Here is a 26,976-nt window from a genome sequence, read left to right on the forward strand (position 1 = left end):
ACATCAGAACCAGATGCCCGCGGTTACCGAGAGGGCCGCATTTTTCCCTCCATTGCCATCGGCAGCATTCTTGAACACATCGGTAAATCCATATCCGTATTGTGCCCGGGCATTCAGCTTTGTCACACCCAGGTTAAAATCAATCCCAACGCCAATAGCACCGCCAATTTCCGTGCTGTTTATGTCATCGCTGATATCTCCCGTTTCTGATTCTGCGTTTATGTTGAAACTAACATAGGGCCCTGCAACAAGATGCGGTGTAATGGGACCGGGAGGTCCAAGGCGGAATTTGGCTAAAACAGGCACTTCAACATAGTCAAGATCCACATCTCCTGAAAAGCCGTCCGATGCCCGGGCTCCTTTTTGGGTATAGTAGATGCCCGATTCAACTCCAAAGGGCACCACAGGCAGGGATATATCGATCATTGCGCCGGCTGTTAATCCAAATCGAGCATCAGCATCAAAGTCTTCTCCCGCCAGATTGGCAATAGTAAAGCCTCCTTTCAACCCAAATGAGACCGGGCTTTGTGCATTTGTCTGAGCTGTCAGTCCGGCTATCAAAACCATAGCCATGCCAAGTATAGAACCTTTTATAGAATTCATGATCATACATTAAATTTATTGGAGTAGTATAAAGAGCCCTTCACAGCCTCCGTGTTACACGGTACAATGAATTGATTTTAATCGAAAAAGAAAAGGTGAAACCACAGATAAGCTGTTAAATTCTGAAACGTAAAAAGCCCGGCTTTAAAGCACATCCTTTAAGAAACGTCCGGTATGACTTTCGGCCACACCGGCAATCTCTTCCGGTGTTCCGGTTGCGACGACCTGCCCGCCGCCGAAACCGCCTTCCGGACCGATATCAATAATCCAGTCGGCCGACTTGATGATATCCAGATTGTGCTCGATAATGATGACGGAGTGCCCCTGATTCACCAGTTCGTTGAAGGAGCCAAGCAGTTTTGATATATCCTCAAAATGGAGACCTGTGGTAGGTTCGTCAAAAAAGTAGAGCGTATGATCGGTATTTGTTTTTGACAGAAATTTGGCCAGTTTCACCCGCTGCGCTTCTCCGCCTGATAACGTGGTTGCGCTTTGACCCAGCCTGAGATAACCCAGTCCCACATCCTCAAGCGGCTGCAGTTTATTTATGATGGACGGTTCGTCCGTGAAAAAATCTATTGCGTCACTCACGCTCATCTCCAGCACATCGTGAATATTTTTCCCCCGATATTTAATCTGCAGAATCTCCTTGCGGAATCGTGTACCGCCGCACTCCTCGCAAACCAGCTCAATATCGGCCATAAACTGCATCTCAATCTTCTGTATCCCCTCGCCCTGGCACGCTTCACATCTGCCGCCCGGAACATTAAAAGAAAAGTGTCCCGGTGAGTAACCCATAATTTTAGATTGACGCGTACCCGCAAAAAGGTCCCTGATGCCGTCAAACGCCTTTGTGTAGGTTGCCGGGTTTGAACGGGTGGATCGGCCGATCGGGCTTTGGTCCACCATTTCCACCGACTCAACATACTTTAAGCCCTTAACGCCCCGGTTCCTTCCCACTTTCTCTTTCCAGGTTCCCAGCTCTTTCTGAATGGTTGCATAGAGTGTATCGTGCACCAGTGTCGACTTACCCGATCCCGAAACACCGGTTACGCATACCATGGCTCCCAAAGGAAATTCCACATCGATGCTTTTCAGGTTGTGTTCGGAGGCGCCGGTAACCGTTATCGATTTTCCGCTGCCCTTTCTCCGTTTTTTGGGTACTTCAATTTCCTTGCGGCCGCTGAGATATTTTCCGGTCAGTGATTTTGAATTGAGCAGGCCATCATAAGATCCGCTGAAAACCACCTCGCCTCCATACCTGCCGGCGAAGGGGCCAATATCAATCACATTGTCGGCGGCTTTGATCATCTCCGGATCGTGCTCCACTACAAGAACCGTATTGCCAATGTCGCGAAGTGACTTCAGTATGTTGATAAGCCGGTCGTTATCGCGCGGATGAAGACCAATGGTGGGTTCGTCCAGAACATAAAGACTTCCTATGAGAGAACTTCCCAGGGAGTTGGCAAGGCTGATGCGCTGAGACTCCCCGCCGCTGAGCGTATTGGTAAGGCGGTCGAGTGTAAGATAATCGAGCCCCACCTCAACCAGGTATTTCAGGCGTTTTCTGATCTCGTACAAAATCTGTCCGGCTACTTCCTGCTCAAAGTCAGAAAGCTTCAGGTCATCAAAGAAATCTCTGGCGTGACCAATGGTCATTTCCGATACCTCGCCGATATGCAGGTCACCCACCTTTACATAGAGCGCATCTTTCCGGACTCTGTATCCCTCACAATCGGGACACCGGCTGTAACCGCGGTATCGCGAATAAAGCACTCTCATATGCACTTTGTAAAACTGACTTTTTACATCCTCAAAAAAGCCGTGAATGCCTGCATAACCATCCTTGCCATTCCATAATATTCGCCTGGTTTCCTTATCCAGATCTTTATAGGGTACGTCAATCGGGAGCTGTTCCCTGGCGGCCACGCGGATAAAATCGCGCAGGTACTTATTGAATTTTGGTGAATCAAATGGCGCTACAGCTCCGCCGCGGATTGTTTTATCGTGATCCGGAATCACCAGGTCTTCGTCTATGCCTGATACACGGCCAAAGCCCTCGCACGTATCACATGCACCAAACGGGTTATTGAATGAGAACATCTGGGGGGTGGGTTCCAGAAACTCCATCCCGTCGCGTTCAAACCGCTCACTGTACCGAAGTTCCTCGCCGCCTCGAAGTTTAATGGTGCAGCGTCCGTGCCCCTCCCGGAAGGCCGTTTCCACCGAATCGGCAATCCGGCTGCGCGTTTCATCATCCTTTTTAACGGCCAGGCGGTCAACCAGCACCCTGTGGGTATCCGGATTGATCTTTTTCAGGTTCAGCTCGTCCGTACTCAGGTCAATAATATCCTCGGTTTCAATATTGAGCAGCCTCACCAGCCCCTTCTCTTTCAAAACAGCAAGCTCTTCACCCAGTTTTCTCCCTTCCCGCAGGTCGATTGGAAAGAGAACATAAAAACGCGTCTTCTCCTCCTGTTCTTCAAAAAGCTCATGAATCACTGTTTCGGCCGTGTCTTTCTGAACCTGCTTGCCGGATACCGGGGATATGGTTTTCCCGATACGGGCGAACAGCAAACGAACGTAGTCGTAGATTTCCGTGGATGTGCCCACCGTGGATCGCGGATTACTGCTCGTTGTTTTCTGCTGAATGGCCATGGCGGGTGAAATACCCTGCATGAAATCCACATCGGGCTTATCCATCCGTTCCAGAAACTGACGGGCATAACTCGACAGACTTTCCACATAACGCCTCTGGCCTTCGGCATAGATGGTATCGAATGCAAGGCTCGACTTTCCTGAACCGGACACACCGGTTACAACCGTAAGCCTGTTACGCGGGATGGTTACGTCAATATTTTTAAGATTGTGAACGCACGCACCTTTTACGATAATCGGGCGTTCAGCAGCAATCTGTGCTGCGCCGTTTGAAGCGCTGGATTCCGGACTTTTAATATTGCTGTCTGGCATAAATTGAGAATCTCTGAAAACTTTTAAAATACAAAAAATACCTGTGAATAACGGGCACCGTGCGTCTGATTATTTACAACAACAGAATGGCCGTGAGGATGCGTTCTAATTTTCCGCTTATTTACCAATAAAAAACGCCGGCCCGCTTTCGCAGTCCGGCGCTCTTTAATTTGGACCGTCAATCCTCATCGAATTGACGGGGCAGATCTTTATTTCCTCAAATACATTGTCACATGCAAGGCGTCACTCTTCGGCAGAATGAACCACCTCACCATCGATAATTACCGCCTTTACATGAGTCAGGTACTCAAACGGGTCTCCATCGAACAGCACCACATCCGCATCCTTGCCCCGCTCAAGCGACCCCACCCGGTCATCGACTCCAAGCAGTTCTGCAGCGCCCAGCGTGAGTGCCTGGAGTGCATTTTCCATGCCCATGCCGTTTGCGGCTGCAATGGCTGCTTCGTAGCGGGCGACCCTCGTTTTGGGCACATATCCCTCATAACCGCTTTGGAAAACAACGTGAATACCCGCTTCATGGAGCTTGCCGGCTGTTTCCATGCTTGAGTGTTTGGCTTCTCCACCCGGACGTATCATCTTTGGGTGTATGATGACGGGGACACCGGCCTCCCGTATTTCATCCATCACCAGGTACGCTTCCGAGGCACCCTCAAGCACCATAGGAAAGCCAAATTCACGCTGAATCCGGAGAGCGGTCATGATATCGTGAGCCCTGTGTGCCATCACCATGGCGGTCATATCACCGTCAATCAGGTCGGCTAACACCTCCATCTTGAGATCCGTGCCGTTCGTCTCACCTTCTGCCCGTTTCTCAGCATAGTCTCGTGCTTTGATCAGCTCCTGACGCAGCACTGAAACGGTTTTTGAACGGGTACCGGGTGAACTGAACCGGCCGCTGATACCGGAACCAAGCGTCATGGAAAGCATGGTGCTTTCATCGAGCAGGGCTTCATCCACGGTTTCACCTTTTGTTTTAACGATCATGGTCTGACCACTGATAACCGCACCGGGGCCATGACCAGTGTGAAGCGTAGTGATTCCCTGTTCCCTCAAATATCCAACCAGGTGTTCCCGCGCATTATAGGCATCAACTGCACGCAGTTCGGGCTGCACGGCATTTGAAGTTTCAAGCTGATCCTGGTCGTGATCCTGATTGTAGTAGCCTGCAAGCCCCACAACCGATCTTGCATCGATAAGGCCCGGCGTAACCACTTCAGCTTCATATACTTCATAGTCATCCGGAATGCGAACGCGGCTGGCAGATCCGACCCTCTCAATTTTTCCGTCCCGTATCAGAACAACACCATTGGAGATGGGAGCCCCGTCCATTGTATAGACCGTTTCGCCTTTAACCGCAATCTGAGCGTCGGCTTCGGGTACAGCGAATAGAACAGCCGCTGCCAGCAGCGTGACGACAGCTGCTGTTTTATTCAGACTTTTTATCATGGTTCGAATTCTTTTAAAAATGTTCATTTGCGCCCTCCTCATTCGTGTATATCGTGAACGTGGGTGGCATTATGCCGGAAGATATCATAACCGCCCGTTGCATATACCTTATCATCCGGATTGCTGCGGTCCCATGCCTTCTCACCCTCAATCCATGTTTGTTCGATATGGGTATAAACGCTGAACGGGTCACCGTTAAGAATGATGAAATCGGCATCTTTACCCGGTTCGAGTGATCCGACCCGATGGTCAAGGTCAAGCAGCCGGGCACCTGCAATCGTAACTGCTTCAAGGGCTTTCTGACGACTCATTCCTTCATTTACACCCAATGCAGCTGAGCGCAGAAAAAACCTGCTATCCACAATGGGATCATCGGTATGGTAGGCTACCGGTGCGCCTGCGTCTTCAAGGGCTTTGCCATTGATATTCAATAGATTAATGGCTTCAAGTTTACCGCCCGGTGAGTCAATCTGTATAATGGATGAACCGACTACGCTGGAACCGGCGATTTCATCGGCCACTCTCCATGCTTCGCTAACGTGCTGCAGTACCACCCGGTAGCCGAACTCCTCCGAGAGACGGATAGCGGTAAGAATATCATCATGGCGGTGGGTGTGGTGGTGCACAATTCTCTTGCCTTCAAGCACTTCCACCAGGGTTTCCATCTGCAGGTCACGAGCCGGCATTTTTTCCGGATCGCCATCCGCTTCACGGATTTTGTTCTGATAATCCTGTGCTTTTACAAAAAGTCCGCGGACCAGTGCCGCTGATTTTGCACGCGTTCCCGGCGAACCGCTTGAACGCAGCGGGTTGGTGCCGTTCGCCATTTTCAGCCCACCATAAATACCTGTTTCTTCATCCACAACAACAAGCATCTCCTCGATGGTATTGGATGGTTTGGTTTTCACATAAACGGTTTGCCCGCTCATCAGCAGTCCGGACCCGGGCATGATATTCACCGTGGTTATCCCTCCCGCCATCGCCTTGATAAAGGTTTTGCTGCGCGGATCGATGGTATCCATGATCCGGACATCCGGGTGCATGGATGAGGAGCCGTCCCCGCCGTCACCTTCACCAATATGGGAGTGGGTATCCACCAGACCGGGCATAATCACCATGCCGCTCATATCGTGGCGAACCGCGTTCCGTGGAACTGAAACCGAGCCCGCGGCACCGACCGCCGTTATTTTTCCATCTTGTACAACCAGTACTCCATTGGCAATGGGATCTCCCTCAATGGGTATAATCTCCGCGCCTTCAAACACATGGGGTGTCTGCTGCGCCTGAACCAGCTGCACAGCCGTAATCAGAAGCAACCCCAGTAATAGTAATCGTTTTATCATCATAGAATAGAGAAGTGAATGAGTATTTCAGTTAACGTGGTTTTTGAAGAATGGAATTAACATACTTAAACCGTGCATGTTTGTAAAAAGAAATGTTTCAGGCTACAGGCTACAGGCTACAGGCTACAGGCTACAAGAAGAAAATACTTCTGAAATCAGAAATCGCATACCTCCAATCAGAGATCATCAGGGATTGACACCGTCTCACGTTTGACGTCTGACGTCTTAATTCTGCCTTCTGCCTTTTGCCTTCTCACTACTCAAGACTAATCACTTCACCGCATCCGCGATCTTGTCCACATAGTCCAGTTTCTCCCAGGTAAACTCATCCCTTCCGAAGTGGCCGTATGCGGCTGTTTTCAAAAATCCGGGAGATCTCAGGTCGAGCCTTTTGATGATTCCTGCAGGTGTCAGGTCGAAGGTTTTCATGATCGCTTCAGCCAGATTCATATCCGGTACTTTTCCGGTGCGATAGGTATTGACGTTGACTGAAACAGGTTCTGCCACACCGATGGCATAGGCAACCTGTACCAGGCACTCCTCGGCAAGTCCGGCAGCCACTACATTTTTTGCAATATGGCGTGTAGCATATGCGGCGCTCCGGTCTACTTTAGTCGCATCCTTTCCTGAAAACGCACCTCCGCCGTGCGCACCGCGTCCGCCATAGGTATCCACGATGATTTTGCGTCCGGTGAGTCCGGTGTCGCTGTGCGGTCCGCCGATCACAAACTTCCCGGTAGGATTCACGTGCAGAATGGTATGCGAGTCCATCAGTTCAGCGGGGATCACTTCAGCTATCAAATGCTTTTTGATATCCTGCCTGATCAGCGATTGCTCCACTCCTTCGTCGTGCTGTGTTGAAATAACAATGGTGTCGATCCGCTTCGGTTTATTATTCTCATCATACTCAACCGTAACCTGGCTCTTGCTGTCGGGACCCAGATACGGCATCAGGGTGGTTTTTTTGCGTATGTGAGCCAGTTTTCGAAGCAGATCATGCGAATACTGAAGCGTCATGGGCATGTATGCGTCTGTTTCAGTTGAAGCATAGCCGAACATCATTCCCTGATCTCCGGCGCCCTGAGCCTTCTCATCCGATTCATCCACTCCCTGAGCAATATCGGGACTCTGCTGGTGAATGGTTGAGAGCACACCGCACGAATCGGCATCAAACCGGTAGCTTGCTTTTGTGTAGCCGATGTCGCGGATTACCTTTCGTACAAGCTCCTGAACATCCACATAGGCTTCCGTGGATACTTCACCCGAAACCACGGCCAGTCCGGTTGTAACCAGTGTTTCCACAGCGACCCTGGAGTGCGGATCGCCTTTGAGCATCTCATCAAGAATAGCATCGGATATCTGGTCGGAAACTTTGTCGGGGTGCCCTTCGGATACCGACTCAGAGGTAAATAAATGTTTCATCAAAAATCTTTCGGTCAGTGTTTAATATTTAAAGTGAGTTTGATCTAAGAGTGTCACTCCGTCGGCTGACGGAGGGCAATGGGGTATGAATCGAGATTCAATTATAATCAAATCTAAGTTTTTTTGAGTAAAATCAACGCTCAGCAAGTCATCCCCCTCGTCCGCCGGCTGGCGGACTCTTCCCCCTTCCCACGTAGTGATCCCTATGGGAAAAGGGGGACTTATTCAGATCATTTCCATATCTCGAACTCACTCTAAATAAGCAAGTAAGACAGGTTCTTTTAAACGGCTTGAATGTACAAAAAATCCTGAAACGATACATCAGGAAGGCTCACCGCTTTCACTGCTAAAAAGATCGCCTTCACCGCCCTTCCCGCCGGGGAGCTTCACGCCCAGATATTGATATGCCCTTGCGGTTGCCACTCTGCCCTTGGGTGTTCGCTGCATAAACCCTTCCTGTATCAGAAAGGGCTCATATACCTCTTCAATGGTGCCCTTGTCTTCTCCAACCGCAACTCCCAAAGTGCCCAGCCCCACGGGCCCACCGCCATAATTTTCTATAATCGCTTTCAGGATGCGTACATCCATGTCGTCCAGTCCGTTCTTATCCACGTCAAGCGCGTTGAGGGCTTTATCGGCGATGGTATCATTGATGGCATCCAGTCCGTCAACCTGTGCAAAATCCCTTGTTCTGCGCAGAAGTTTATTTACAATCCTGGGTGTGCCACGGCTGCGCCTTGCAATTTCGTGTGCTCCTTTTTCCGTGATTCCAAATTGCAGGATATGAGCCGTTCGAAGGGCAATTCGCTGAAGCAGTTCCGTATCGTAATAATCAAGACGCATATCGATACCGAATCGCGCACGCAGCGGCGCCGTCAGAAGTCCTTTGCGCGTAGTAGCTCCGACGAGGGTGAAATGGTTCAGGTCAATCTGAACACTTCTTGCATTGGGACCGGAATCAATCACAATATCCAGTTTATAATCTTCCATGGCAGAGTACAGATACTCCTCCACTATGGGATTGAGCCTGTGTATTTCGTCAATAAAAAGAACATCCCCGTCTTCCAGATTGGTCAACAGACCGGCCAGATCGCCGGGTTTCTCAAGAACAGGACCGGTGGTTGGTTTGATTTGAACCTCCATTTCACGGGCAATAATGTGGGCAAGCGTGGTTTTACCCAGACCCGGCGGGCCCGATAAAATAACGTGATCGAGCGCCTCTCCCCGTTTTTTTGCCGCCCGGATAAAAACGCTCAGATTCTTTATCACTTTCTGCTGACCGATAAATTCTGAGAGAGACTCCGGCCTGAGGCTGTCTTCCAGCACAATCTCTTTCTCCTCGGGATTCAATAATGGGTTTTGCAAAACTGTCTGATTTCTGATTTGTTTAAACTATGTTAATACTATAATAGGTATACTTCAATCTGAATTCGTATCGAGGGCCGAACGATATGGCTGACCCGTCATTTTCACCCGATAACCTCCCATTCGATCCTGTTACCAAAGTGGATCAATCAAAGGGTAAGCATTCCGCGAATCTTAAGAAGAATGAAATATTGAGTAAAAAAGGACTGGATATTGACCCCTCCCCCAGCGAACTGACCATTTTTGGCAGTGACACCTTTCTGAACTATGAGCTCAGCTGGCTTAAGTTTAACTGGCGTGTGCTTGCAGAGGCTGAAAACAAGAACAGTCCGCTGCTTGAGCGGGTAAAGTTTATAGGTATCGTCTGCTCCAATCTGGACGAATTTTTTCAAAAGCGTGTGGGTGGACTCAAGCGCCAGTTTCACGCCGGGGTAACGGAACTCTCCATCGACGGGCTCACCCCCCGCGAACAGCTCAGCGAAATTCGCAAGGATGTAAAAAAGATGATCGCATCCTACAGAAACTGCTATTTTGATGATCTGATACCCGCCCTTGCCAATGAGGGGATCGTAATTCGTAAATACAAGGACCTGAATAAATCCCTGAAAGAGAAAGCTGATGACTATTTCGATAAACAGCTCTATCCGATTATTACGCCCCTTGCCGTGGACGAAGCCCATCCATTTCCATTTATATCCAACAAAAGCCGGTCTCTGGCTATCAGGCTAAAAAATCCTTCAACGGGTGAAAAGCTTTTTGCGCGTATTAAAATACCATCTAACCGTCCAAGATGGATTGAGATTGAACGTAAAAGTGACAAACTATCCCTTCTTTCGATCAGTGATCTGATCATTCAGAAGATCGGGCGTTTCTTTCACGGAATGGAGGTTGAGTCGGCTCACATATTCCGTGTTACCCGGAACGCCGACCTGGAACGCAATGAGGAGGAGGCTGACGATCTGCTCGAAATGATTGAGGAGGAACTTCGTGAGCGCCGGTTTGCTGAAATCGTGCGGGTCGAAATTGATAAGAATACACCCGACGATGTAAAACAATTTCTCTATAAAGAGCTGAACGTTTCAAAGCATGACGTATATGAAATGAAAGGTCCTTTGGGGCTCGCTGATGCCACACAGCTCTATGACATAGCAGATTTTCCAAATTTAAAGTACACCTCCTGGACCCCCACACTGCACCCAGCCTTTCGTCATGAGATCGATCAGGAACTCCCCGGTGTTTTTGATGTGATCAGAAAGGGAGATTTTATTGTTCACCATCCCTATCACAGTTTTGAGTCCTCAACCCAGCGATTCGTTGAGGAAGCTGCCTCCGATCCTAACGTTCTTGCTATTAAACAAACCCTGTACCGTACGTCGAGCAACTCACCCGGAATGCACGCGCTCATCAAAGCAGCGGAAGCCGGAAAACAGGTAGCTGTACTTGTAGAACTGAAAGCCCGTTTTGATGAGGAGAGAAATATCTCCTGGGCACAGCGTCTTGAAAAAGCAGGTGTTCATGTTTCCTACGGAATTGCGGGCCTCAAAATACACACCAAACTGACGATTGTAGTGCGTGAGGAGGATGACGGACTCCGCCGTTATGTCCATATAGGCACGGGCAATTACCACCCCGATACGGCACAGCTTTATGAAGATCTCGGGTACTTCACCTGCCGGGAAGACATCGCCTCCGATATCACCGATATTTTCAATCTTCTTACCGGGTACGCCCCCATGCAGGAGTACAGCAAAATGCTGGTAGCTCCCCGATACATGCGATCCCGCCTCACCCGGTTGATTGACGATGAGATCAAAGCAGCCAAAAAAGGAAAGGATGCACGGATCATCGCCAAGATGAATAACCTGGAAGATCCTTTAATCATCCAGAAACTTTATGAAGCCTCTGCAGCCGGCGTTGAAATTGACCTGATTGTACGAAGTGTATGCAGGCTGATTCCCGGCAAAAAGAAACTGAGCGAACGAATCCGCGTTCATGCGGTTATCGGGCGGTTTCTGGAGCATTCGCGGTGTTACTACTTCCACAATAACGGCAACGATATCTATCTTATCGGTTCGGCCGACTGGATGCACCGCAATCTGGATGCGAGGGTGGAAGCACTGTCACCCATTGAAAGTCCGGCACTCAAGGCCTACCTCCAGTTTGTTCTGAACCTGATACTGCGCGATAATCAGCAAAGGTGGATTCTGAAAAGTTCAGGCAACTATGAACGCGTAAAGAAAAAGAAAGGAGAGCCCGAAATTTCCACCCATGCTGCCCTCATGAAACACGCCCGCCAAAATGATGAGCCGGTACCGATGTCAGGGCCGGTACCCCCGGTCAACTCCTGACAGTACTTTTTAAATGATGTTACTGCATAAGAGTTTGTTGAAGAGTGTACCCTTTCCCGTAGGAATCATTACGCGGTATATGGGCGATGGCAGTCTCCTCCCGAGGAGAGTACCGCCATAAGACTGAGGCGCGAGTACCGTAGTGAAATTAACGGCAAAATTTAATTATTTGAGGTTAAATCAACGCTCAGATTCATAGGGATCCATTCAGGTACGGATCATTCCCTTCGTCCGTTCCGGCCCTCTGGACGTACCCTTTCCCTTTAAACGGGCACCTTTTTGGGTCCATTTCCTTACCACGGCCTCAAATCAAATACGTACCCTGCCGAGAGATGCTTTTACTCGCCTGAACCCGTTAAATTTTGTTTCAGCTGGAAAGCTGCCGTTTCATAGCGCCCCTTTATATCCAGAATGGCATCCAGTTCTGTCAGGGTATTTTGGTTCTGACCAAGATTCAGATAGGAGTTCGCCAGAAACCAGCGCGTTTTCTCTTCCTGAAATGCAGTAAGCGCTCCGCTTTGAAGCGAACGGCTGAAATGCATAGATGCCTCTTCAAAATTCTGCTGGTTATACCGCACTATTCCCAGATTCAGTACTGCTTTTGAAACCATCTCCTGATTATTCGATGTCTGCAATACTAAAATAAATTGCTCTGCGGCATCTGCTTCATCTCCGTTATAGGCAAAGGCAATCCCTCTGCTGAGGGCAACCTGATCACTATCGCCTACCTGGTCATCGGACCTGGTTATACCGGCACCCGAAAGTTCTGTGGCGTCAATCCGGTTGATTGCCAAATCATGTACGTCAGAGCTATCCTGAAGCAAAAAAAAACGTAATCCGAAAATGATTGTCAGTACAGCAGCTGCGGCAACTACCCAGGTGTAGGGTCTCATTTGTGACATCATGCTCATCACGGGCGACCCGTTCCCGTTCAATACACGGCCACCCGGCATTCCATTAAGATGCTCTTTCCCATTCGTGCTGCCAGATCCTGAACCTCCATCACTCTCTTTCATACGCCGGAGGTGCAGCTCCGTTTCGAACCAATGATAGTACTCAGGCTTCCTGAGAAAGTCTTTCCATAGACGCTCCTTCTCCTCTTCACGCAGCTCTCCACGGATATATCGGTCTATTCTGACCAAGATCTCTTTGTCTTCCTTTTTCATGTCTCTTACTCTATATGAGGTAATAAACTACACTATGCAATAGCACTCCTAGTAATCACTGACCTATTACTTGTATGATCCGCTTTTTCTCAATTCCTTACAGAAAAAGTGAAATTTTTTACAAATAATTTTTTGCACATTCACTTAAACGTTTAATAACCCTGTGTTTACGTATCCATGCATTATTTATGGTAATATCAAAATGTTCAGCAAGATCCTCAGAATCGGCTGATGGATTCCTTAAAATAAATTCACACATCGAGCGATAAGGACCGTCCAGCTGCTCCATGCACCGCTTCAAAATATCAATCTGTTCCTGATTAATGAGATTTTGAATCTGATCCGGACCGGAAACCGGTTCGCTTATCAGTTCGTCAAACTCTTCCAGCTCCGTATCCCTCATTGCTTTAAGATAGGCGTGGCGACTGCCTGTGAGCATGTACGACAGTATGCCGCCCGGATTTTTAATTTCCCCTCTTCTGATTTTCTGGATTACATATTCGAACATTTTTTGCACAGCATCCTCTGCGTCCTCTGGAGAGGCGTTCAGGTTTGCAATCAGGTATTTTTTTAGGATCGGGAGTGCTTCCGAACACATGCGGTTTGCAGTCGCCTCATCCCCTTCCTGAACGGCACGTACCAGTTCGGAATAATCCATGTCCTTTTTATCCGGTTTGTAGCTGCGGCCCGGAAATATAAGATTTGTATGATTTTCAGCCAACGATTTCACGATTTTGTTCTCTCATCCTATCAGATTCTTGTTTCTCATACTGATAAACTGATCTCCGGCGATAATGATATGATCATCGAGACCGATGCCCATCAGTTTCAGCGCCTCCGATACCCGTTTTGTGAGATGGATATCGGCAGCCGATTCCTTTGCATAACCTGACGGGTGATTGTGCGCCATTATTACAGAATTGGCCCTGTTCATGACCGACTGTCTTACAATCTCGGCCACATCCACAATCGTTGATGTACTCCCCCCTGAACTTATTCTCTTATACCCCGTCAGTACCCGTGAGTTGTTCAGAAACGCTATGTAAAATTCTTCATGATGCAGGTCCCGCAATTTTGGCGAAAAAAGAGCTGCTGCGTCCTCCGGAGTATGAATTGAAATCTTCTCACCCAATGACGAAATTTGCACCCTTCTCGACAGCTCAAATACGGCCTCCAGCGTTATGGCCTTTACTCCTGCGATACCCGGTACCACTTTAAGCGACTGCCAGTTCTGCCTCGAAAGATTTCTCAGGCCGTCAAAACGTGAAAGAAGTGCACGTGAAACATTGAGTACATTCATCCCCTTAGTGCCTGTCCGTAACAGTATTGCCAGCAGTTCTGCATCAGAAAGTGACTCAGCCCCATATTTTTTCAACCTCTCTCTGGGTTGCTCCTCAGGCCTCATCTCCTTTACCGATCTCCCCAAAAAACCTGAAGGGCTAAACTCTTCTTTTAACATGTCTATACCCTTTACTATATAAGAACCGAAAGAAGGGGATTCCTTACAGAAATTTCTAAACTTTTTTTAGCCGAAAACAGACGAAGTGCCCTTGAACTATCAAAATGGACATTTTTTGGAATTTTCCCTTTTTATTTTTCTCGCAGAGTCGCGCAGAGTTTTACGCAGATTTGTGCGGAGGAACACCAGCGCTCATTTTTTGTACACGTAGTGAGGCTCAGCGCAACTCAGCGATTCATTTGTCCCATACGGATCGCCGGGCGACGGAACTCTTTAAAAGCCAAAAACCCGCATCAAATTCACAAACACTTACTCCTCGCGAAATTCCAGAATATCACCCGGCTGACAATCAAGCGCTACACAGATCGCATCAAGCGTTGAAAATCGAATGGCCTTTGCTTTTCCCGTTTTCAGTATGGAGAGATTCGACATGGTGATATCTACTTTTTCCGACAGCTCAGTGAGCGACATTTTTCGTTTGGCAAGCATCACATCCAGGTTTACGATGATGGCCATTTTTTACACCGTCAGTTTTTGTTCTTCATGCATGATGGATGCCTGATTCAGTATTTCGGCAATTACGAAACATACCAGCCCAGCAAAAAGCAGTGTAAAATCGAAGTGCGGTAATGTTGTAATAATAACATCGCTATCCACATGGGAATCATACAAAAGTTTAACCGCCCATTCGAATAAAAATGTAAGAGGTGCCGCGATCACCAACAAGACACCGACAATGCGCATATCAGACCCATTTTGAACTGTAAATGTTTCTGTTCTGTGCATGGCATTTAAAACCCGCTTCAGTACAGAAAAACCATATAAAGCCAGTCCGAATATACCTATATGAATCACCCATATAATCGAACCGAAGAATAAGTCAGCATGAAGAGGATAAAAACTCAACTCCACGCCTCTGGATGCAAACAGGAATGCAGATTCATCAGATAAAATTTCCCTCAAATAGTCATTTAAAAAAGCTGATTCAACATAAACTGATACCAGCCATGGCGAAATTTCACCACCGGAAAAGAGGAAAATTCCAAACATTAATACCTGTCCTGCAATGATTACCACTAACATGGCCCAGATAAGCTGTGCCACAAAGCGTAAAAATGAGATGACGGACCAATTTCCAAAAATTCTCATACCGTAAGCTCCTGTTCTTTTTTCAGCCGAACCCCTTCATCAAATGCCCTGGCAATTACAAGGAGTATCAAACCGGCGATGAATATTTCGATGCCAAATGATAATTCCTGAGGAATTTTTGACATCGACGCTTCTTCTAAACTGTAAACCCAATTATTTGAAGGATCCGTAAGCTTCAGCCAGATATAGTGAAAAACGGGTGCAGCGACCACCATCCACCCGGTTATACGCAGGTTCAATGAATTTTTCCTTGTAAAGAAGACCCCGGTTTTTAAACCGCTCACGAACTTTCTAAGAACCCAAACTAAAATCAATAAATATCCTGCTATTGCCATCCAACCAAAGAAGTCCATCCTGACATATCGGATAAAATCTTCCCTGCTGATCTCTATACCGGGAGTTACATTCAACAATGGAATTTCCGTTGGATCGGTATAAACACTGACAGTTCTGAGCCCCAACCAATTTGTATCGCTCAGCTTCGGATTTAATTTTTGTGCGGTGACAACCGGGGCATCATCAGGTGAATAGTTATAACTGATTTTCTCAGGAACGTAGTAGTAGAGTTCGACTATCTCACTGGTCTCGGGATTTAATTTTTTTTGGTAATAATAGTGCCTGCCTGCCAGGTTAAACATCTTCATTGAATGGAAGCTGTTTACACCATCCAGACTTGGATTATTTATCGGTTGGAGAGGATTGTTGAACATATAATATCCGGATACTGACAGCGCGATCAATAAAACGGCTAAAGCGATATTACAGATCCATATCAGAGCAGTTGTCGTAATGTTTGATTTCATATGGTTTGGATTTATTTCTTTTTGAAGAAAGGAATATTTTTATTGATAAACAATAAATATTTATTGAGTAAAGAATCTCCCTTGAAATGATTGTCTACTATAGCATATGAATCAATCCTGAAAAAAACTTCGAGAAGAGCACACTTTCTTTAAGACGAGTTCATCAGCAAAACTCAGCGTTTCATCTGCGATCGTCAGCCCCGAAAGAATCAATCCCTAAGGGACGAGAACAAAAAAAACCGAACCTCTACTCCGGCCCGCCCATCAACGGTTCATTGATCGCACGGATGCTGGCATTGGGAAGGCCATCCGGATTGTTGGCTTTGGATATTTCAAGGGCCTCGATCACCATCTTGAGATGCATCTCCTTGGAATTGTTGTAAAATGCCTGGGCCGCCCCGCTCAGTTTGGGTTTTCCGTGAAGCGGTTTGTCGCTTACGCAGAGCAAGGTTGCAAACGGGACCCTGTACCGGTATCCGTTAGTCGCCACCGTTGCCGACTCCATATCCACCGCCAGGCTGCGGCTGATATGAATCTGTTCAACCGTGCGTTTCTTGATAAACTCCCAGTTGCGATTGGCCGTGGTATAGACGGTACCCAGACGATAATTTTGCTTAAATTTGTCGAGTATCTCCTTCAGGTAAACGTTAAGAAGATGGTTGGGTGTAATGGGGATTGACAGCGGCAGCACGTCGTCCAGTACGCGGTCGTCGCGCATAAACCCGGTTGCCAGCACAAAGTCTCCGATCTCCTGATGGTTGCGTAGTCCGCCGCAATGGCCAACCATAATCAGCGCATCCGGACGCAGAACAGCCACGTGATCCGAAATGGTTTTTGCATTCGACGGACCCACCCCAATATTCACCAGCGTGATCCCTTTGTTGTCGGGCAGCTTGTAATGATACGCGGGCATCTGTGCAGGCCGATCAGGTTTTACGCAATCCGGGTAGATCGAATTAAAAACCTCCACATGCATGTCGTAATTCGTAAACAGTATGTAGCGCTGAAAATCAGCCGGTTTGGTTGCCGTATAGTGCTCAAGCCGGTTAAGGGAGATATCGATCCGCTCCGGGCTGAATAGAAATAACTTTTTCTGGGTGATGTCCCACTCATCCTCATCGGCATTGTCAAACAGGGATGGATCATTCATATCAAGCCGCGGACGCGAAGCAAAAACCTTGAGCTCCGCACCCTTTTGAAGCAGTTTTTTCATCTCCCGGGAAAGATACCAGCGATAGGTATGCGGCTGGGCCATCTCCCCTGTAATGATCGGATTATGCTCCGACCACGAGCGCTTTACCATCAGCTTCGGATAATCGCCCTCATCATAGATTTGCTCCATTAAGTCGCATGCTTTTGACACAAGCGAATCGATTTCTTCTTCTCCGTCAAAGGACTCTTTTGTAATTTCCAGTCTTTTATCCATAAAATCTTATTCTGATGAGAAAGCCGTTTCAATTTTCAAAGCCTTCCTGGGGCGTGGTCAAAGATAAGAAAGTCTTTGAAACTCCCATTTTCGATTTACATGAAAAAACGCTGGACGCCCCGGGCCAAACGCTCACTCATCCGTTTTATGTGCTACAGGCCCCCGAGTGGATCAATGTTATAGCACTTACTCCAGAAAACGATATTGTACTTGTTGAGCAGTACCGGGTCGGCGTGGATGAGGTGACCCTTGAACTGCCGGGCGGCATGGTTGACGATGGGGAGTCACCTCTTGAGGCGGCTAAAAGAGAACTTCTTGAAGAAACAGGCTATTCAACAGATAGATGGGAAATGATTGGCAAGACCAGCTCCAATCCTGCAATCCTGAGTAATTTCACCCATCTCTATATCGCTTACGGCTGCGAAAAAACAGCCCCGCAGGATACGGATGGCTCAGAGGATATCGCTATAAGGGTAATTCCAATGGACAATTTTCTGGACCTGGCGAGAAATGGCACGGTTCATCACGCAATTGTGCTTGCTGCCGTTGCACAGTATTTGTTGAGGGAAAGACGTAGTCGTGAGTATTGAGTATTGAGTATCAGGGTTCAGGGTTCAGGGTTCAGGGTTCAGGGTTCAGGGTTCAGGGTTCAGGGTTCAGGGTTCAGGGTTCAGGGTTCAGGGTTCAGGGTTCAGGGTTCAGGGTTCAGGGTTCAGGGTTCAGGTAATAGATGTTAAAAAATCTGAAATTAAACTCATTAATTGCTTCCCATCTTATGTTTACCCTCTACTATACTACTGTTAAAGTCCGCAGGACGTCACAAGCGAGCGGGGGATTAATCCCCGGTTTCGTGACAAAACATCAATCATCCACCTCCCGCCTCACTTCTGACATTTCCCTTTTCACCATTCGACTCCGCTCAGGGCATGCTTTTGCCTTCTGCCTTTTCACTTCTCACTTCCAACAATTCCCATAGAATTCCGCGGCCCTTTTTGGTAACTTTTACGACCTAACCAATCAATCCGTCCATGATATCCAAAAGAGCTCAATTACTCTCTCCGTCCGAAACTTTAAAAATCACAGCCAAGGCCAAGCAGCTGCAGCGTGAGGGAAAATCCGTTATCTCTCTAAGCGCCGGTGAACCTGACTTCAAAACACCCGCACATATATGCAACGCTGCCATAGAAGCCATCACGGACGGGTTTCATGGCTACACCATGAATACGGGCATGCCCGAACTAAGGGAAGCGATCAGTGCCAAACTGCAACGCGACAACAACCTGGAGTACAGTCCGGATCAGATCGTACTTTCAAACGGTGCCAAACAGTCAATTGGCTTTTCCATACTGGCAACCATAGATCCCGGTGACGAAGTTCTCATTCCGGCACCCTACTGGGTCTCCTATCCGGAAATGGTGAAACTGGCCGTCGGAAAACCGGTCATTATTCCCACAACTTTTTCCAGCAACTATAAGCTGACTCCCGAACAGCTCGATGATGCCATCACCAAGAATACCAGGGGACTCATTCTCTGCTCCCCATCCAACCCCACGGGCGCCTGTTACACCCGATCGGAGCTGAAGGCGCTGGGTGCCGTTTTGAAAGAGCACCCTGATGTGATGATCTACTCGGATGAAATTTATGAATACATTGTATTCGACCGGAAACACGTCAGTATTCTGAATGCAGTACCCGAACTGGCCGACCGCACCATCATCATCAACGGTTTTTCCAAAGGATTTGCTATGACCGGCTGGAGACTGGGCTACTTGGCCGGTCCTAAGGAAGTTGCATCAGCCGTTGCAAAAATACAGAGTCAGGAAACGTCTGCACCCTCTTCCATCTCCCAAAAAGCAGGGCTAGCTGCCTGCACGGGCACGATGAAGCCGGTGGAGGATATGAAGACCGCATTTCGCGAACGGCGCGACTACATTATCGCTGAACTCAGTTCCATTGATGGCGTGGAATGCTTCACGCCTTCCGGCGCTTTTTATGTATTCCCTGACCTGCACCGCTTCTTTGGTAAAGCGACACCCGCCGGCGGCATGATAGAATCATCCACCGACCTCGCCCTGTATCTGCTGGAAGAGCATGGCGTAGCTGCCGTACCCGGCGATGCATTCGGAGAGCCGAACGGTCTAAGGCTGAGCTATGCTGCGTCCATGGATAATCTGAAGGAAGCCATAAAGCGGCTTAAAGAAGGATTGGCGTCATTGACATGATCCTTAACATCTTGCCCGCTTTTTCGCCCGGCAACATGTCATCTTGTTCCGGCGAATGATTTGGCACACTTTCTGCTTATCAGCAGTTAAAAAAACAAACTTTTTAAATTTATGCCTACATACGAATACAAACGCGAAGACGGTACCGTATTTGAGTTCATTCAGGGGATGAATGACAAACCTTTAACAACCTGTCCCGATACCGGTCAACCGGTGAAGCGCATCATCTCGGGCGGAGGCGGAGTAGTGTATAAAGGAACCGGATGGTACGTCACCGATTATAAGAACGGCAGCCGTCCCGCCGGCAAGGACGACAGCAAGCCCGACACTTCCGGATCCACCGGGTCCGCAGCCAAAAGCGACAAGCCCGACACTCCACCTGCTGAATAGAGAAGGATTGGGACCCGTTTAAAGCCGAAAATGATGAATTCCGATACACCCAAAACCGATACTCACAGGAAAGCCATTGAGCAGTTTGTTCTGCTTTGGGGAGAGATGGCGTCGGCATGGGGAATCAATCGGACGATGGCTCAGATACATGCGCTTCTCTACGCGGAGAGCGAGCCGCTGGATACAGACGCCATTATGGACCAGCTCAGCATCAGCCGGGGAAATGCCAACATGAACCTGCGCAACCTTCTGCAGTGGCAGCTGATTCACAAGGTGCATTTCAAAGGACAGAGAAAGGATTACTACACGGCGGAAAAAGATGTATGGAACATCGTCTCCATGATTGTAAGGGAACGTCAGACCCGTGAAATAGAGCCTATCCGGGAGAATCTTGTAGAAACGCTGCGCCTATTTGAAAACAGCGGTATTGATGATGAACAGGAGCAAGAGTTCAAAGAGAGGATTGAAAATTTTATTGAATTTCTGGAGATGTTCGATCGCTTTACCCAGGCCCTGCTGCCCTACATCAACAAAAAGAATCTGACCTTCCTGAAACACCTGGTAAAACTGGCCGAGGCACATCAGTCTCTGAAAGGGGGGAAACAGGGAAAGCAACCGCAGACTGAGCAGCAGAGCGATAACAATGAGTGACACCACGCGGGATATCGGTAATTATGGTGAGGACCTGGCAGCTGCCTACCTTGAGTCGAAAGACTGGCTGATCATTGACCGCAATTATGCCTTTGAGCGTGCGGAAGTGGATATTGTGGCCACCGATCGCAATTATATCATTTTTATAGAGGTCAAATTCAGATCAGATACCTACTTCGGGCAGCCCGAAGAGTTTGTTACTCCCGCAAAGGAGGCCAATATCAAAAAAGCTGCTGAAGCCTGGGTTTACGAGCGGAAAATGGAAACAGCCGTGGTTCGGTTTGATATCATCTCCATTGTGCAAAAAGCCAATGAGGCGCCGCAGATCACCCATTTTGAAGATGCTTTTCGGTGAAACCGAAAAAACAGAGAAACAGACGAACCGACAAACGTCCAACCGAGAAAGGAATTTCAGGTAATTAATAAATATTCATCTAAAATCTCTACTTTATCTGTTTTTCTGTTTCTCGGTTGCTCTGTTCGTCGGTTTCCTTTCCCTCCCGTTCCGCTCAGCGGTTTGAATGCTTTTAACAAAAATGGCTATCAATTCACTGCATTCTGAAATGGCTTCGATCAGTGGTTTTGATGAAGATTGAAGCTTTGCTCTTTCGGTCATTTTCAAATTTCCTCTTGTCTCCCGGAGTTCCTTAAGAATCACCTTCAATTTGTGAATAAAATCTTTTCTCGACTCTGCTGCCTGGGCTTCACCATAGTGAATACCCGGAGATGTACCCGATCGAACCAACTGATTCGATAAATGACGCCCGGCTTCTCTCCTTTTATCAATAGATTCTGATAATTCTATCATCAGCACACCAAAATCGATCAAACGGTCTTCCAGGTCATATTTTTTTCGCTTCATCATTATCCCTCCCATTTTTATTTCAATGCCTTCCCTATATGTATGAACCTCAATTGCCAAAAATCCTTACATAGTTTTTTAAACAGAGCTCCGAGCCGAAGACGATTCCTGATGAGTGAAACAGATAAACCGACCCCCGAATTCTCGGGGCAACCGAACAAGTGATTTTTAAATCAGTGAACCATATTCAGCTCAAATACCCACTTTATCGGTTGTTCTGTTTTTTTGTTGCTCTGTTCGTCGGTTTCCTTTCGTTCTCTCTGTTCGTCGGTTTTTTCTCCCCTACGAAATGTCCCTTCAATACCCTATTTTCTTTCCGGTCTATCTCAACACATATTCATGAGCCACAAAGCCGTGCCTGTTTCCCTTACCGCTGCAGAGTACATCCGAAGTATTCTGGGCATCATCGTTTTTTTTCTGATGCTTCTGCTGTTTACACCATTCATCTTTTTACTGCTCATTATATCTCTGGGACGATTAAGCAGCTTTGTTGTCGAGTCGATTGCACCCCTTATTGTAAAACCCGTCTTCTGGACAGCCGGAATCCGGTTCAGAATTGAGAAAAGAACAGACCCTATTCCCTGTCCCGCTGTTTTTATCATTAACCACAGCTCCTCCCTCGATATCCTCACCATTCTGGCACTTGGTCTGCCACGGGTGCGCTTCGTAGCCAAGTGGCAGCTTCAGTACAACCCCATTTTTTTCCTCCTTGGTCATCTTACGGGCCAGGTCTTCATCCGCCGTGAGAAATCGGAAAAGGCAGTGGCCACGCTGAAAAAAAATGTATCCCGCCTTAAACGCAAAAACCTATCGGTGATGCTTGCTCCGGAAGGGTCGCGCAAACACCCGGGTATCATCGGACCCTTCAAAAAAGGCCCGTTCAGGATGGCAATGGATCTTGGCTACCCCATTGTGCCTGTCTACTTCGACGGAAACCGGGAGCTCAGCAGCGGTGGATTTCTGTTTACCAAATCCGGATCGGTAACGGCAACCATTCATCCACCGGTCTCAACCGACGACTGGACTCTCGAAAACATCGATCAGCATATCGCAGACATCCGACAACGCTATCTGGAGTGGGCCGGCATCTCTTCCGAAGAGGAAAACCTTCAAATGAGTACACAAACCTAACTTTTCCCTACCGTTTTACGCTTAGATTCTGTTTATTTGATAGCTGATTCAGCTTTTTAGGGGCAATTTGCTGTATTAATTGAATAAATCCACTTCAACCGCCCGTCCGGGCTTAGAAGTAAGGCCGCCAAACCGCAATACTCATGTGTTGTCCGGTTCCGGTACCCCATCAGTTGATTCAATTTTGGCATCGGAAAGATTGCACCAGAAAAACGAACAACAGACACATGACTGAAATTTCCCTCAGTAGTATTGATATTGCGATTATCATCGGATACTTCATGCTCATCATTGGTATCGGGGTATGGGTGTCGAAGCGTACGGAAACAGGCGAAGATCTTTTCCTGGCCGGCAGAACCCTGGGGTGGGGGGTAATCGGATTCTCCCTGTTTGCATCAAACATCTCCAGTACCACCCTGATTGGGCTCTCGGGTGATGCGTACCGAACCGGCATTTCCGTTGCCAACTATGAATGGATGGCCGCGATTGTTCTTATCCTGATGGCGGTCTTTTTCATCCCCTACTATATCAAGTCGAGCATTACAACCATTCCTGAATTTCTGGAAAATCGCTTTGACGTAAGGTCCAGAAAATATTTCTCAATCATTACCATCTTCCTGAGTATTGCAGTGGATACGGCGGGCGGGCTGTATGCGGGGGCGCTCGTGGTTCAGGTGTTCTTCCCTGAAATCGGAATCTGGTATACCATCCTTGGGCTGGGCATTTTTGCCGGACTCTATACTGCGGCCGGGGGACTCAAGGCGGTTGTATATACGGACGTGCTTCAGGCGGTGATCCTGCTTACAGGTTCCACGATTCTAACCGTTCTTATGTTCAGCAATTTCGATTTTTCCTGGGAAGCATTCCGCTCCACGGTGTCTGATGATCACATGTCAATGATCCGTCCCCTGGATGATGAAGCGCTGCCCTGGCTTGGCACCCTGATCGGTGTACCTATTCTGGGATTTTATTACTGGGCCACCAATCAGTACATCGTTCAGCGTGTACTGGGTGCGAGGGACATCAAAAACGCCCGCTGGGGAGCAATGCTGGGAGGCGCCCTGAAAGTGACCGCCCTGTTTATCATGGTGATCCCGGGAGCTATGGCGATCAGCGTATTTCCCGGCCTTGAAGATCCGGATATGGTATTTCCCACAATGGTTGCCAACGTGCTGCCCATCGGTATTACAGGGCTGGTTCTGGCCGGACTGATCTCCGCAATTCTCTCCAGTATCGACTCCACTCTGAACTCAGCGTCAACGCTGATTACCATGGACTTTGTGAAACCGAAAAATCCAAATCTGGATAACAAACAGATCGGTAAAATTGGACGCTGGACTACGATTATCCTGATGCTGGTTGCCGTTTTATGGGCACCCAATATCGTTCACTTTGAAGGAATTTTCAGGTACATCCAGCAGGCTTTCTCCTATATTGTGCCCCCCGTGGTAGCGATCTTTTTCATGGGTATTCTCTGGAAACGGGGCAGTCGTCACGCCGCTTTCTGGACGCTTGTGAGCGGACATTCTATCTCCTTTCTGATATTCATACTATCAATAAACGGATATATTGAGCTTCACTTTACCATTACGGCCGGTTTGCTCACCGCCCTTTCATTCCTGATCTTTTACCTGATCAGTATCTTTGGTGAAGCGCCGGAAGAGGGCAGCATGGACACCATTATCTGGAAGCCCAAAGATGCCAAACCGTCCGAGCCGCTGCCCTGGTACAAGGATTACCGCTTCCATTCGGCAATGATTGTCCTGGCAACCGTTGCGATCGTCATCGCATTCTGGTAATACATCCGTATCTGCACGAACCGACTCGTTCTACCCATGATTTCAATTTCAACCGACAGCAAGGAAACAAAAACCTTTGCCAAACAGATCTCATCGAAGCTGACGTACGGCTCAAAAAAGGCCGCTGCTGAATTCGTCGCGGAGCAGATGGGCGCGCATGTTGATAAAGGAGGCGACTCTGCCAGGTTTCTGTTCTGGCATCCCGATTTCAAAAAGGCTGACCGGGCTGTGTTAAATATCTACGTCCCCACCGAGTCGTTCTACTTCGACAAGCCGGAGCAGCATATCGACATGACCTGGCACTCCGTTCCATTAACGATGACCGATGAGTTTGCCTGCGCTGTGGTACGCGGAATACCGGCCGGCAACCGGGATGTGTTCGGTTCTTTCTATGATGCAACCATCCACTTTAAAGACGGGTCTGAAGCAACGGTTCGGGATCCCATGGCGTGGTCCATGCCTTTTGGCATTTATGCACCTGCCGAATTGTATGATGTTGAAAAAGTGCGTTCAGAAAGGCAGGATACCGCCCATTTCAAAAGGATTGAAAAGGAAGCCGCGGAGAGGAAAGATGGCCGTGTGGGTCCCCCCGTGAATCTTCTGGAGGTGCACACGGCATCGGCAACAGACGACGGCACGCTGCAGTCACTGGCAGCCAGATACCGTCGTATCGGAGCCGCCATCCGTAACGGTTCGGCCCTTACGGCAGACCAGCAGAACCTGGCAGGTTTTGACGCTGTTGAACTGATGCCCCTGGAACCCGTTATACAGCATCCCGAACGCCATCGTTTTTGGTCGCCCGTAAACACCCCGGAACATGACGGGGATGAAATGACGGTAAAACTGAAAAAGCCGAATGTGATTAACTGGGGCTACGACATCGTTCTGTTCGGTTCCGTTGCCCTGAACCCCTCTATACTGTCCACAGGCAGGCCGCATGAGCTGCTTGAACTGATTGAAACATTGCACAATTTCCCGGGCAAACCGATCAAAGTGATACTGGATGTGGTTTATGGCCACTCCGACAACCAGGGTCTGAATGTGCTTCCCGAATCCTTTTTCGCGGGACCCAATATGTACGGGCAAAATATCGACTTCCAGAATCCCCTTGTGAGGGCCATGGTACTTGAAATGCAGCGGCGTAAAATTGACTGGGGATTTGACGGTGTTCGGGTAGACGGTGCACAGGATTTCAAGTATTACGACGAACAATCCGGTCAGATGATCCATGACGACCGGTTTCTGGAGCAGATGAGCGATGTTGAACAGCATGTGGCGGGCGTGTCATACAAACCCTGGATGATATTTGAAGATGGCAGGCCCTGGCCGCGTGACGACTGGGAGCTGGCTTCCACGTACAGGGAGATCACTGAAATGCAGAAGCATCCCTTTCAGTGGGCCTCTATGATTTTCGCCTACAATACGCCCTACAATTACACGTACTGGGTTTCCAAGTGGTGGAGGCTGCGTGAGCTGTTCCGGTTCGGTAATAAATGGATAACTGGTTATGCCAATCACGATACCATGCGCCGGGGCACACAAACGGACCCATCCTCCATCAATGTGAACTTTCAGTTGGGTAACTCACTCAAGATGGTGATGGATAACGCCTATAACAATCCGGCCACTACCCTTGTGATGAGCGGATTTCTGCCAGGCGTACCCATGGACTTTGTTCAGGCCCTGGGAAACACTCCCTGGAGTTTTATTCGGAATACCGATACCACCTATGCTGTGAAGGTGGCTGCTGAAGAGGCTCATTTTACAGAGTGGCAGATTACGGAAGTTGAATTCAGAAATCCCCGGTTTTTCAACAAACTGAAGGATATGGGCTTCAAATCGCTTGGAGCTCTGAGGCGTTTTTCAAAAGCCCTTTTGAATCTTGTGAAAGCTACGGACTACCGGACTGACGTCATTGCATCGTCACTCAATCAATTTGATCCGCCCTTTGATGTGATGGGCTGGGATGCTGATAAACTGAATCAGTTTGCACTCGCGTGGACAGAGGATTTGCATCTCTACACAAACGCAGACAACCATCGCGATCAGATGGATCCGGATAAAGCGGCGTTTAACCTTTCGGCTCGCAGATTCAGGCTGAATAATCCATGGCTAAGGGAAGCCTTTACAGCAGATGATATGATGGATTACCAGAGACCCGTGGACGGAACCGTTATTTTTTACGGGTACCGAAAAGATCCCGCGACCGGAAAGGAGCTCATACTGGCGGCTAACATGGAGGGTCAGGCAAGGCTTGTTGATATTCCGTCTCTCGGTTTACCTGTTATGGACTGGAACGGCTGGGAGATCGCACTGAAAACACCGACCCTCAAATCAAAAAAAATTACCGACCCCATCAAACTCAGCATCACCCAGGGTATTCTGTTTCAGCGCGGTTAG

At 48.3% G+C, this 26,976-nt stretch carries 24 protein-coding genes; 10 read left to right on the top strand and 14 right to left on the bottom strand.

All coding sequences use genetic code 11. From position 1 onward, the window contains the following. Window positions 1–3: 3 nt before the first annotated feature. From DDZ15_RS01700 to ruvB, 6 genes are all read right to left on the bottom strand, one after another. Window positions 4–603 (bottom strand): porin family protein, encoded by a 600-nt coding sequence (locus DDZ15_RS01700; RefSeq protein ID WP_158278589.1) that lies wholly within the window; start codon window positions 601–603, stop codon window positions 4–6. A gap of 144 nt (window positions 604–747) precedes the next feature. Next, entirely contained in the window at window positions 748–3,573 is a 2,826-nt protein-coding gene (gene uvrA, locus DDZ15_RS01705) for an excinuclease ABC subunit UvrA (protein WP_109644214.1), read from the bottom strand. 243 nt (window positions 3,574–3,816) lie between these two features. Then, window positions 3,817–5,040, bottom strand: a complete 1,224-nt coding sequence (locus DDZ15_RS01710; RefSeq protein WP_109644773.1) for an amidohydrolase family protein — start codon at window positions 5,038–5,040, stop codon at window positions 3,817–3,819. A 38-nt stretch (window positions 5,041–5,078) separates the two neighbouring features. Further along, on the bottom strand, window positions 5,079–6,386 hold the full coding sequence (locus tag DDZ15_RS01715; protein WP_109644216.1) for an amidohydrolase family protein: 1,308 nt from the start codon (window positions 6,384–6,386) through the stop codon (window positions 5,079–5,081). 267 nt (window positions 6,387–6,653) lie between these two features. Then, the gene (gene metK / locus DDZ15_RS01720) at window positions 6,654–7,805 is read right to left on the bottom strand and encodes a methionine adenosyltransferase (RefSeq protein WP_109644218.1); all 1,152 of its coding nucleotides are present in this window, start codon (window positions 7,803–7,805) and stop codon (window positions 6,654–6,656) included. A gap of 321 nt (window positions 7,806–8,126) precedes the next feature. Further along, window positions 8,127–9,170: a Holliday junction branch migration DNA helicase RuvB gene (ruvB, locus tag DDZ15_RS01725; RefSeq protein ID WP_109644220.1), complete on the bottom strand. Its 1,044-nt coding sequence runs from the start codon at window positions 9,168–9,170 to the stop codon at window positions 8,127–8,129. Between the two features lie 86 nt (window positions 9,171–9,256). On the opposite strand from ruvB, the gene ppk1 reads away from it, so the two are divergent. After that, complete coding sequence (gene ppk1, locus DDZ15_RS01730) at window positions 9,257–11,518, top strand: polyphosphate kinase 1 (RefSeq protein ID WP_109644222.1); 2,262 nt, start codon at window positions 9,257–9,259, stop codon at window positions 11,516–11,518. A 338-nt stretch (window positions 11,519–11,856) separates the two neighbouring features. Here ppk1 and DDZ15_RS01735 read toward each other — a convergent pair whose 3' ends face one another. The 7 genes from DDZ15_RS01735 to DDZ15_RS01765 form a co-directional block, all read right to left on the bottom strand. Beyond that, on the bottom strand, window positions 11,857–12,684 hold the full coding sequence (locus DDZ15_RS01735) for a tetratricopeptide repeat protein (RefSeq protein WP_109644224.1): 828 nt from the start codon (window positions 12,682–12,684) through the stop codon (window positions 11,857–11,859). Between the two features lie 118 nt (window positions 12,685–12,802). After that, window positions 12,803–13,342 (bottom strand): RNA polymerase sigma factor, encoded by a 540-nt coding sequence (locus DDZ15_RS01740; protein ID WP_146198478.1) that lies wholly within the window; start codon window positions 13,340–13,342, stop codon window positions 12,803–12,805. Window positions 13,343–13,426: 84 nt separating this feature from the next. Beyond that, window positions 13,427–14,143 (bottom strand): RadC family protein, encoded by a 717-nt coding sequence (gene radC / locus DDZ15_RS01745; protein WP_109644228.1) that lies wholly within the window; start codon window positions 14,141–14,143, stop codon window positions 13,427–13,429. A 309-nt stretch (window positions 14,144–14,452) separates the two neighbouring features. Beyond that, window positions 14,453–14,659, bottom strand: coding sequence for a helix-turn-helix domain-containing protein (locus DDZ15_RS01750; protein ID WP_109644230.1), 207 nt, complete (start codon window positions 14,657–14,659; stop codon window positions 14,453–14,455). Window positions 14,660–14,662: 3 nt separating this feature from the next. After that, complete coding sequence (locus DDZ15_RS01755; protein ID WP_109644232.1) at window positions 14,663–15,292, bottom strand: DUF2975 domain-containing protein; 630 nt, start codon at window positions 15,290–15,292, stop codon at window positions 14,663–14,665. Then, window positions 15,289–16,095 carry a DUF2975 domain-containing protein gene (locus DDZ15_RS01760; protein ID WP_109644234.1) on the bottom strand — a complete coding sequence of 269 codons (807 nt, stop codon included), beginning with the start codon at window positions 16,093–16,095 and terminating at the stop codon, window positions 15,289–15,291. The genes DDZ15_RS01755 and DDZ15_RS01760 overlap by 4 nt, the downstream gene beginning before the upstream one ends. Before the next feature lie 247 nt (window positions 16,096–16,342). Then, on the bottom strand, window positions 16,343–17,521 hold the full coding sequence (locus DDZ15_RS01765; protein ID WP_109644236.1) for an AMP nucleosidase: 1,179 nt from the start codon (window positions 17,519–17,521) through the stop codon (window positions 16,343–16,345). A 14-nt stretch (window positions 17,522–17,535) separates the two neighbouring features. Here DDZ15_RS01765 and DDZ15_RS01770 point away from each other — a divergent pair, with 14 nt between their 5' ends. The 6 genes from DDZ15_RS01770 (at window position 17,536) to DDZ15_RS01790 (ending at window position 21,139) form a co-directional block, all read left to right on the top strand. Continuing rightward, window positions 17,536–18,111 carry an NUDIX hydrolase gene (locus tag DDZ15_RS01770; RefSeq protein WP_109644238.1) on the top strand — a complete coding sequence of 192 codons (576 nt, stop codon included), beginning with the start codon at window positions 17,536–17,538 and terminating at the stop codon, window positions 18,109–18,111. Next, the gene (locus DDZ15_RS16660; protein WP_158278590.1) at window positions 18,108–18,248 is read left to right on the top strand and encodes a hypothetical protein; all 141 of its coding nucleotides are present in this window, start codon (window positions 18,108–18,110) and stop codon (window positions 18,246–18,248) included. Before DDZ15_RS01770 ends, DDZ15_RS16660 begins: the two co-directional genes overlap by 4 nt. A 301-nt stretch (window positions 18,249–18,549) precedes the next feature. Beyond that, window positions 18,550–19,743, top strand: a complete 1,194-nt coding sequence (locus tag DDZ15_RS01775; protein ID WP_109644240.1) for a pyridoxal phosphate-dependent aminotransferase — start codon at window positions 18,550–18,552, stop codon at window positions 19,741–19,743. Between the two features lie 111 nt (window positions 19,744–19,854). Beyond that, window positions 19,855–20,133, top strand: coding sequence for an FmdB family zinc ribbon protein (locus tag DDZ15_RS01780; RefSeq protein WP_109644242.1), 279 nt, complete (start codon window positions 19,855–19,857; stop codon window positions 20,131–20,133). Between the two features lie 30 nt (window positions 20,134–20,163). Further along, on the top strand, window positions 20,164–20,784 hold the full coding sequence (locus DDZ15_RS01785; protein WP_242978847.1) for a GbsR/MarR family transcriptional regulator: 621 nt from the start codon (window positions 20,164–20,166) through the stop codon (window positions 20,782–20,784). Then, entirely contained in the window at window positions 20,777–21,139 is a 363-nt protein-coding gene (locus tag DDZ15_RS01790) for a YraN family protein (protein WP_109644244.1), read from the top strand. Before DDZ15_RS01785 ends, DDZ15_RS01790 begins: the two co-directional genes overlap by 8 nt. Before the next feature lie 93 nt (window positions 21,140–21,232). On the opposite strand, the gene DDZ15_RS01795 is transcribed toward DDZ15_RS01790, so the two are convergent. After that, window positions 21,233–21,649 carry a four helix bundle protein gene (locus DDZ15_RS01795; RefSeq protein ID WP_199222848.1) on the bottom strand — a complete coding sequence of 139 codons (417 nt, stop codon included), beginning with the start codon at window positions 21,647–21,649 and terminating at the stop codon, window positions 21,233–21,235. Window positions 21,650–21,985: 336 nt separating this feature from the next. Here DDZ15_RS01795 and DDZ15_RS01800 point away from each other — a divergent pair, with 336 nt between their 5' ends. The 3 genes from DDZ15_RS01800 (at window position 21,986) to gghA (ending at window position 26,976) form a co-directional block, all read left to right on the top strand. After that, entirely contained in the window at window positions 21,986–22,777 is a 792-nt protein-coding gene (locus tag DDZ15_RS01800) for a lysophospholipid acyltransferase family protein (protein WP_242978848.1), read from the top strand. A 227-nt stretch (window positions 22,778–23,004) separates the two neighbouring features. Beyond that, on the top strand, window positions 23,005–24,576 hold the full coding sequence (locus tag DDZ15_RS01805; RefSeq protein ID WP_199222849.1) for a sodium:solute symporter: 1,572 nt from the start codon (window positions 23,005–23,007) through the stop codon (window positions 24,574–24,576). A gap of 36 nt (window positions 24,577–24,612) precedes the next feature. After that, window positions 24,613–26,976: a glucosylglycerol hydrolase gene (gene gghA / locus DDZ15_RS01810; protein WP_109644248.1), complete on the top strand. Its 2,364-nt coding sequence runs from the start codon at window positions 24,613–24,615 to the stop codon at window positions 26,974–26,976.

This window comes from Rhodohalobacter mucosus, assembly GCF_003150675.1.
In the GTDB taxonomy this organism is placed as follows: Bacteria; Bacteroidota; Rhodothermia; order Balneolales; family Balneolaceae; genus Rhodohalobacter; species Rhodohalobacter mucosus.

Bases quoted from the DNA above. Each gene is read 5' to 3' on its own strand.
- DDZ15_RS01700 (WP_158278589.1), bottom strand. From the start codon at position 603: ATGAATTCTATAAAAGGTTCTATACTTGGCATGGCTATGGTTTTGATA.
- uvrA (WP_109644214.1), bottom strand. From the start codon at position 3,573: ATGCCAGACAGCAATATTAAAAGTCCGGAATCCAGCGCTTCAAACGGC.
- DDZ15_RS01710 (WP_109644773.1), bottom strand. From the start codon at position 5,040: ATGATAAAAAGTCTGAATAAAACAGCAGCTGTCGTCACGCTGCTGGCA.
- DDZ15_RS01715 (WP_109644216.1), bottom strand. From the start codon at position 6,386: ATGATGATAAAACGATTACTATTACTGGGGTTGCTTCTGATTACGGCT.
- metK (WP_109644218.1), bottom strand. From the start codon at position 7,805: ATGAAACATTTATTTACCTCTGAGTCGGTATCCGAAGGGCACCCCGAC.
- ppk1 (WP_109644222.1), top strand. From the start codon at position 9,257: ATGGCTGACCCGTCATTTTCACCCGATAACCTCCCATTCGATCCTGTT.
- DDZ15_RS01735 (WP_109644224.1), bottom strand. From the start codon at position 12,684: ATGAAAAAGGAAGACAAAGAGATCTTGGTCAGAATAGACCGATATATC.
- DDZ15_RS01740 (WP_146198478.1), bottom strand. From the start codon at position 13,342: ATGGATTATTCCGAACTGGTACGTGCCGTTCAGGAAGGGGATGAGGCG.
- radC (WP_109644228.1), bottom strand. From the start codon at position 14,143: ATGTTAAAAGAAGAGTTTAGCCCTTCAGGTTTTTTGGGGAGATCGGTA.
- DDZ15_RS01750 (WP_109644230.1), bottom strand. From the start codon at position 14,659: ATGGCCATCATCGTAAACCTGGATGTGATGCTTGCCAAACGAAAAATG.
- DDZ15_RS01755 (WP_109644232.1), bottom strand. From the start codon at position 15,292: ATGAGAATTTTTGGAAATTGGTCCGTCATCTCATTTTTACGCTTTGTG.
- DDZ15_RS01760 (WP_109644234.1), bottom strand. From the start codon at position 16,095: ATGAAATCAAACATTACGACAACTGCTCTGATATGGATCTGTAATATC.
- DDZ15_RS01765 (WP_109644236.1), bottom strand. From the start codon at position 17,521: ATGGATAAAAGACTGGAAATTACAAAAGAGTCCTTTGACGGAGAAGAA.
- DDZ15_RS01770 (WP_109644238.1), top strand. From the start codon at position 17,536: ATGAGAAAGCCGTTTCAATTTTCAAAGCCTTCCTGGGGCGTGGTCAAA.
- DDZ15_RS01775 (WP_109644240.1), top strand. From the start codon at position 18,550: ATGATATCCAAAAGAGCTCAATTACTCTCTCCGTCCGAAACTTTAAAA.
- DDZ15_RS01780 (WP_109644242.1), top strand. From the start codon at position 19,855: ATGCCTACATACGAATACAAACGCGAAGACGGTACCGTATTTGAGTTC.
- DDZ15_RS01785 (WP_242978847.1), top strand. From the start codon at position 20,164: ATGATGAATTCCGATACACCCAAAACCGATACTCACAGGAAAGCCATT.
- DDZ15_RS01790 (WP_109644244.1), top strand. From the start codon at position 20,777: ATGAGTGACACCACGCGGGATATCGGTAATTATGGTGAGGACCTGGCA.
- DDZ15_RS01795 (WP_199222848.1), bottom strand. From the start codon at position 21,649: ATGATGAAGCGAAAAAAATATGACCTGGAAGACCGTTTGATCGATTTT.
- DDZ15_RS01800 (WP_242978848.1), top strand. From the start codon at position 21,986: ATGAGCCACAAAGCCGTGCCTGTTTCCCTTACCGCTGCAGAGTACATC.
- DDZ15_RS01805 (WP_199222849.1), top strand. From the start codon at position 23,005: ATGACTGAAATTTCCCTCAGTAGTATTGATATTGCGATTATCATCGGA.
- gghA (WP_109644248.1), top strand. From the start codon at position 24,613: ATGATTTCAATTTCAACCGACAGCAAGGAAACAAAAACCTTTGCCAAA.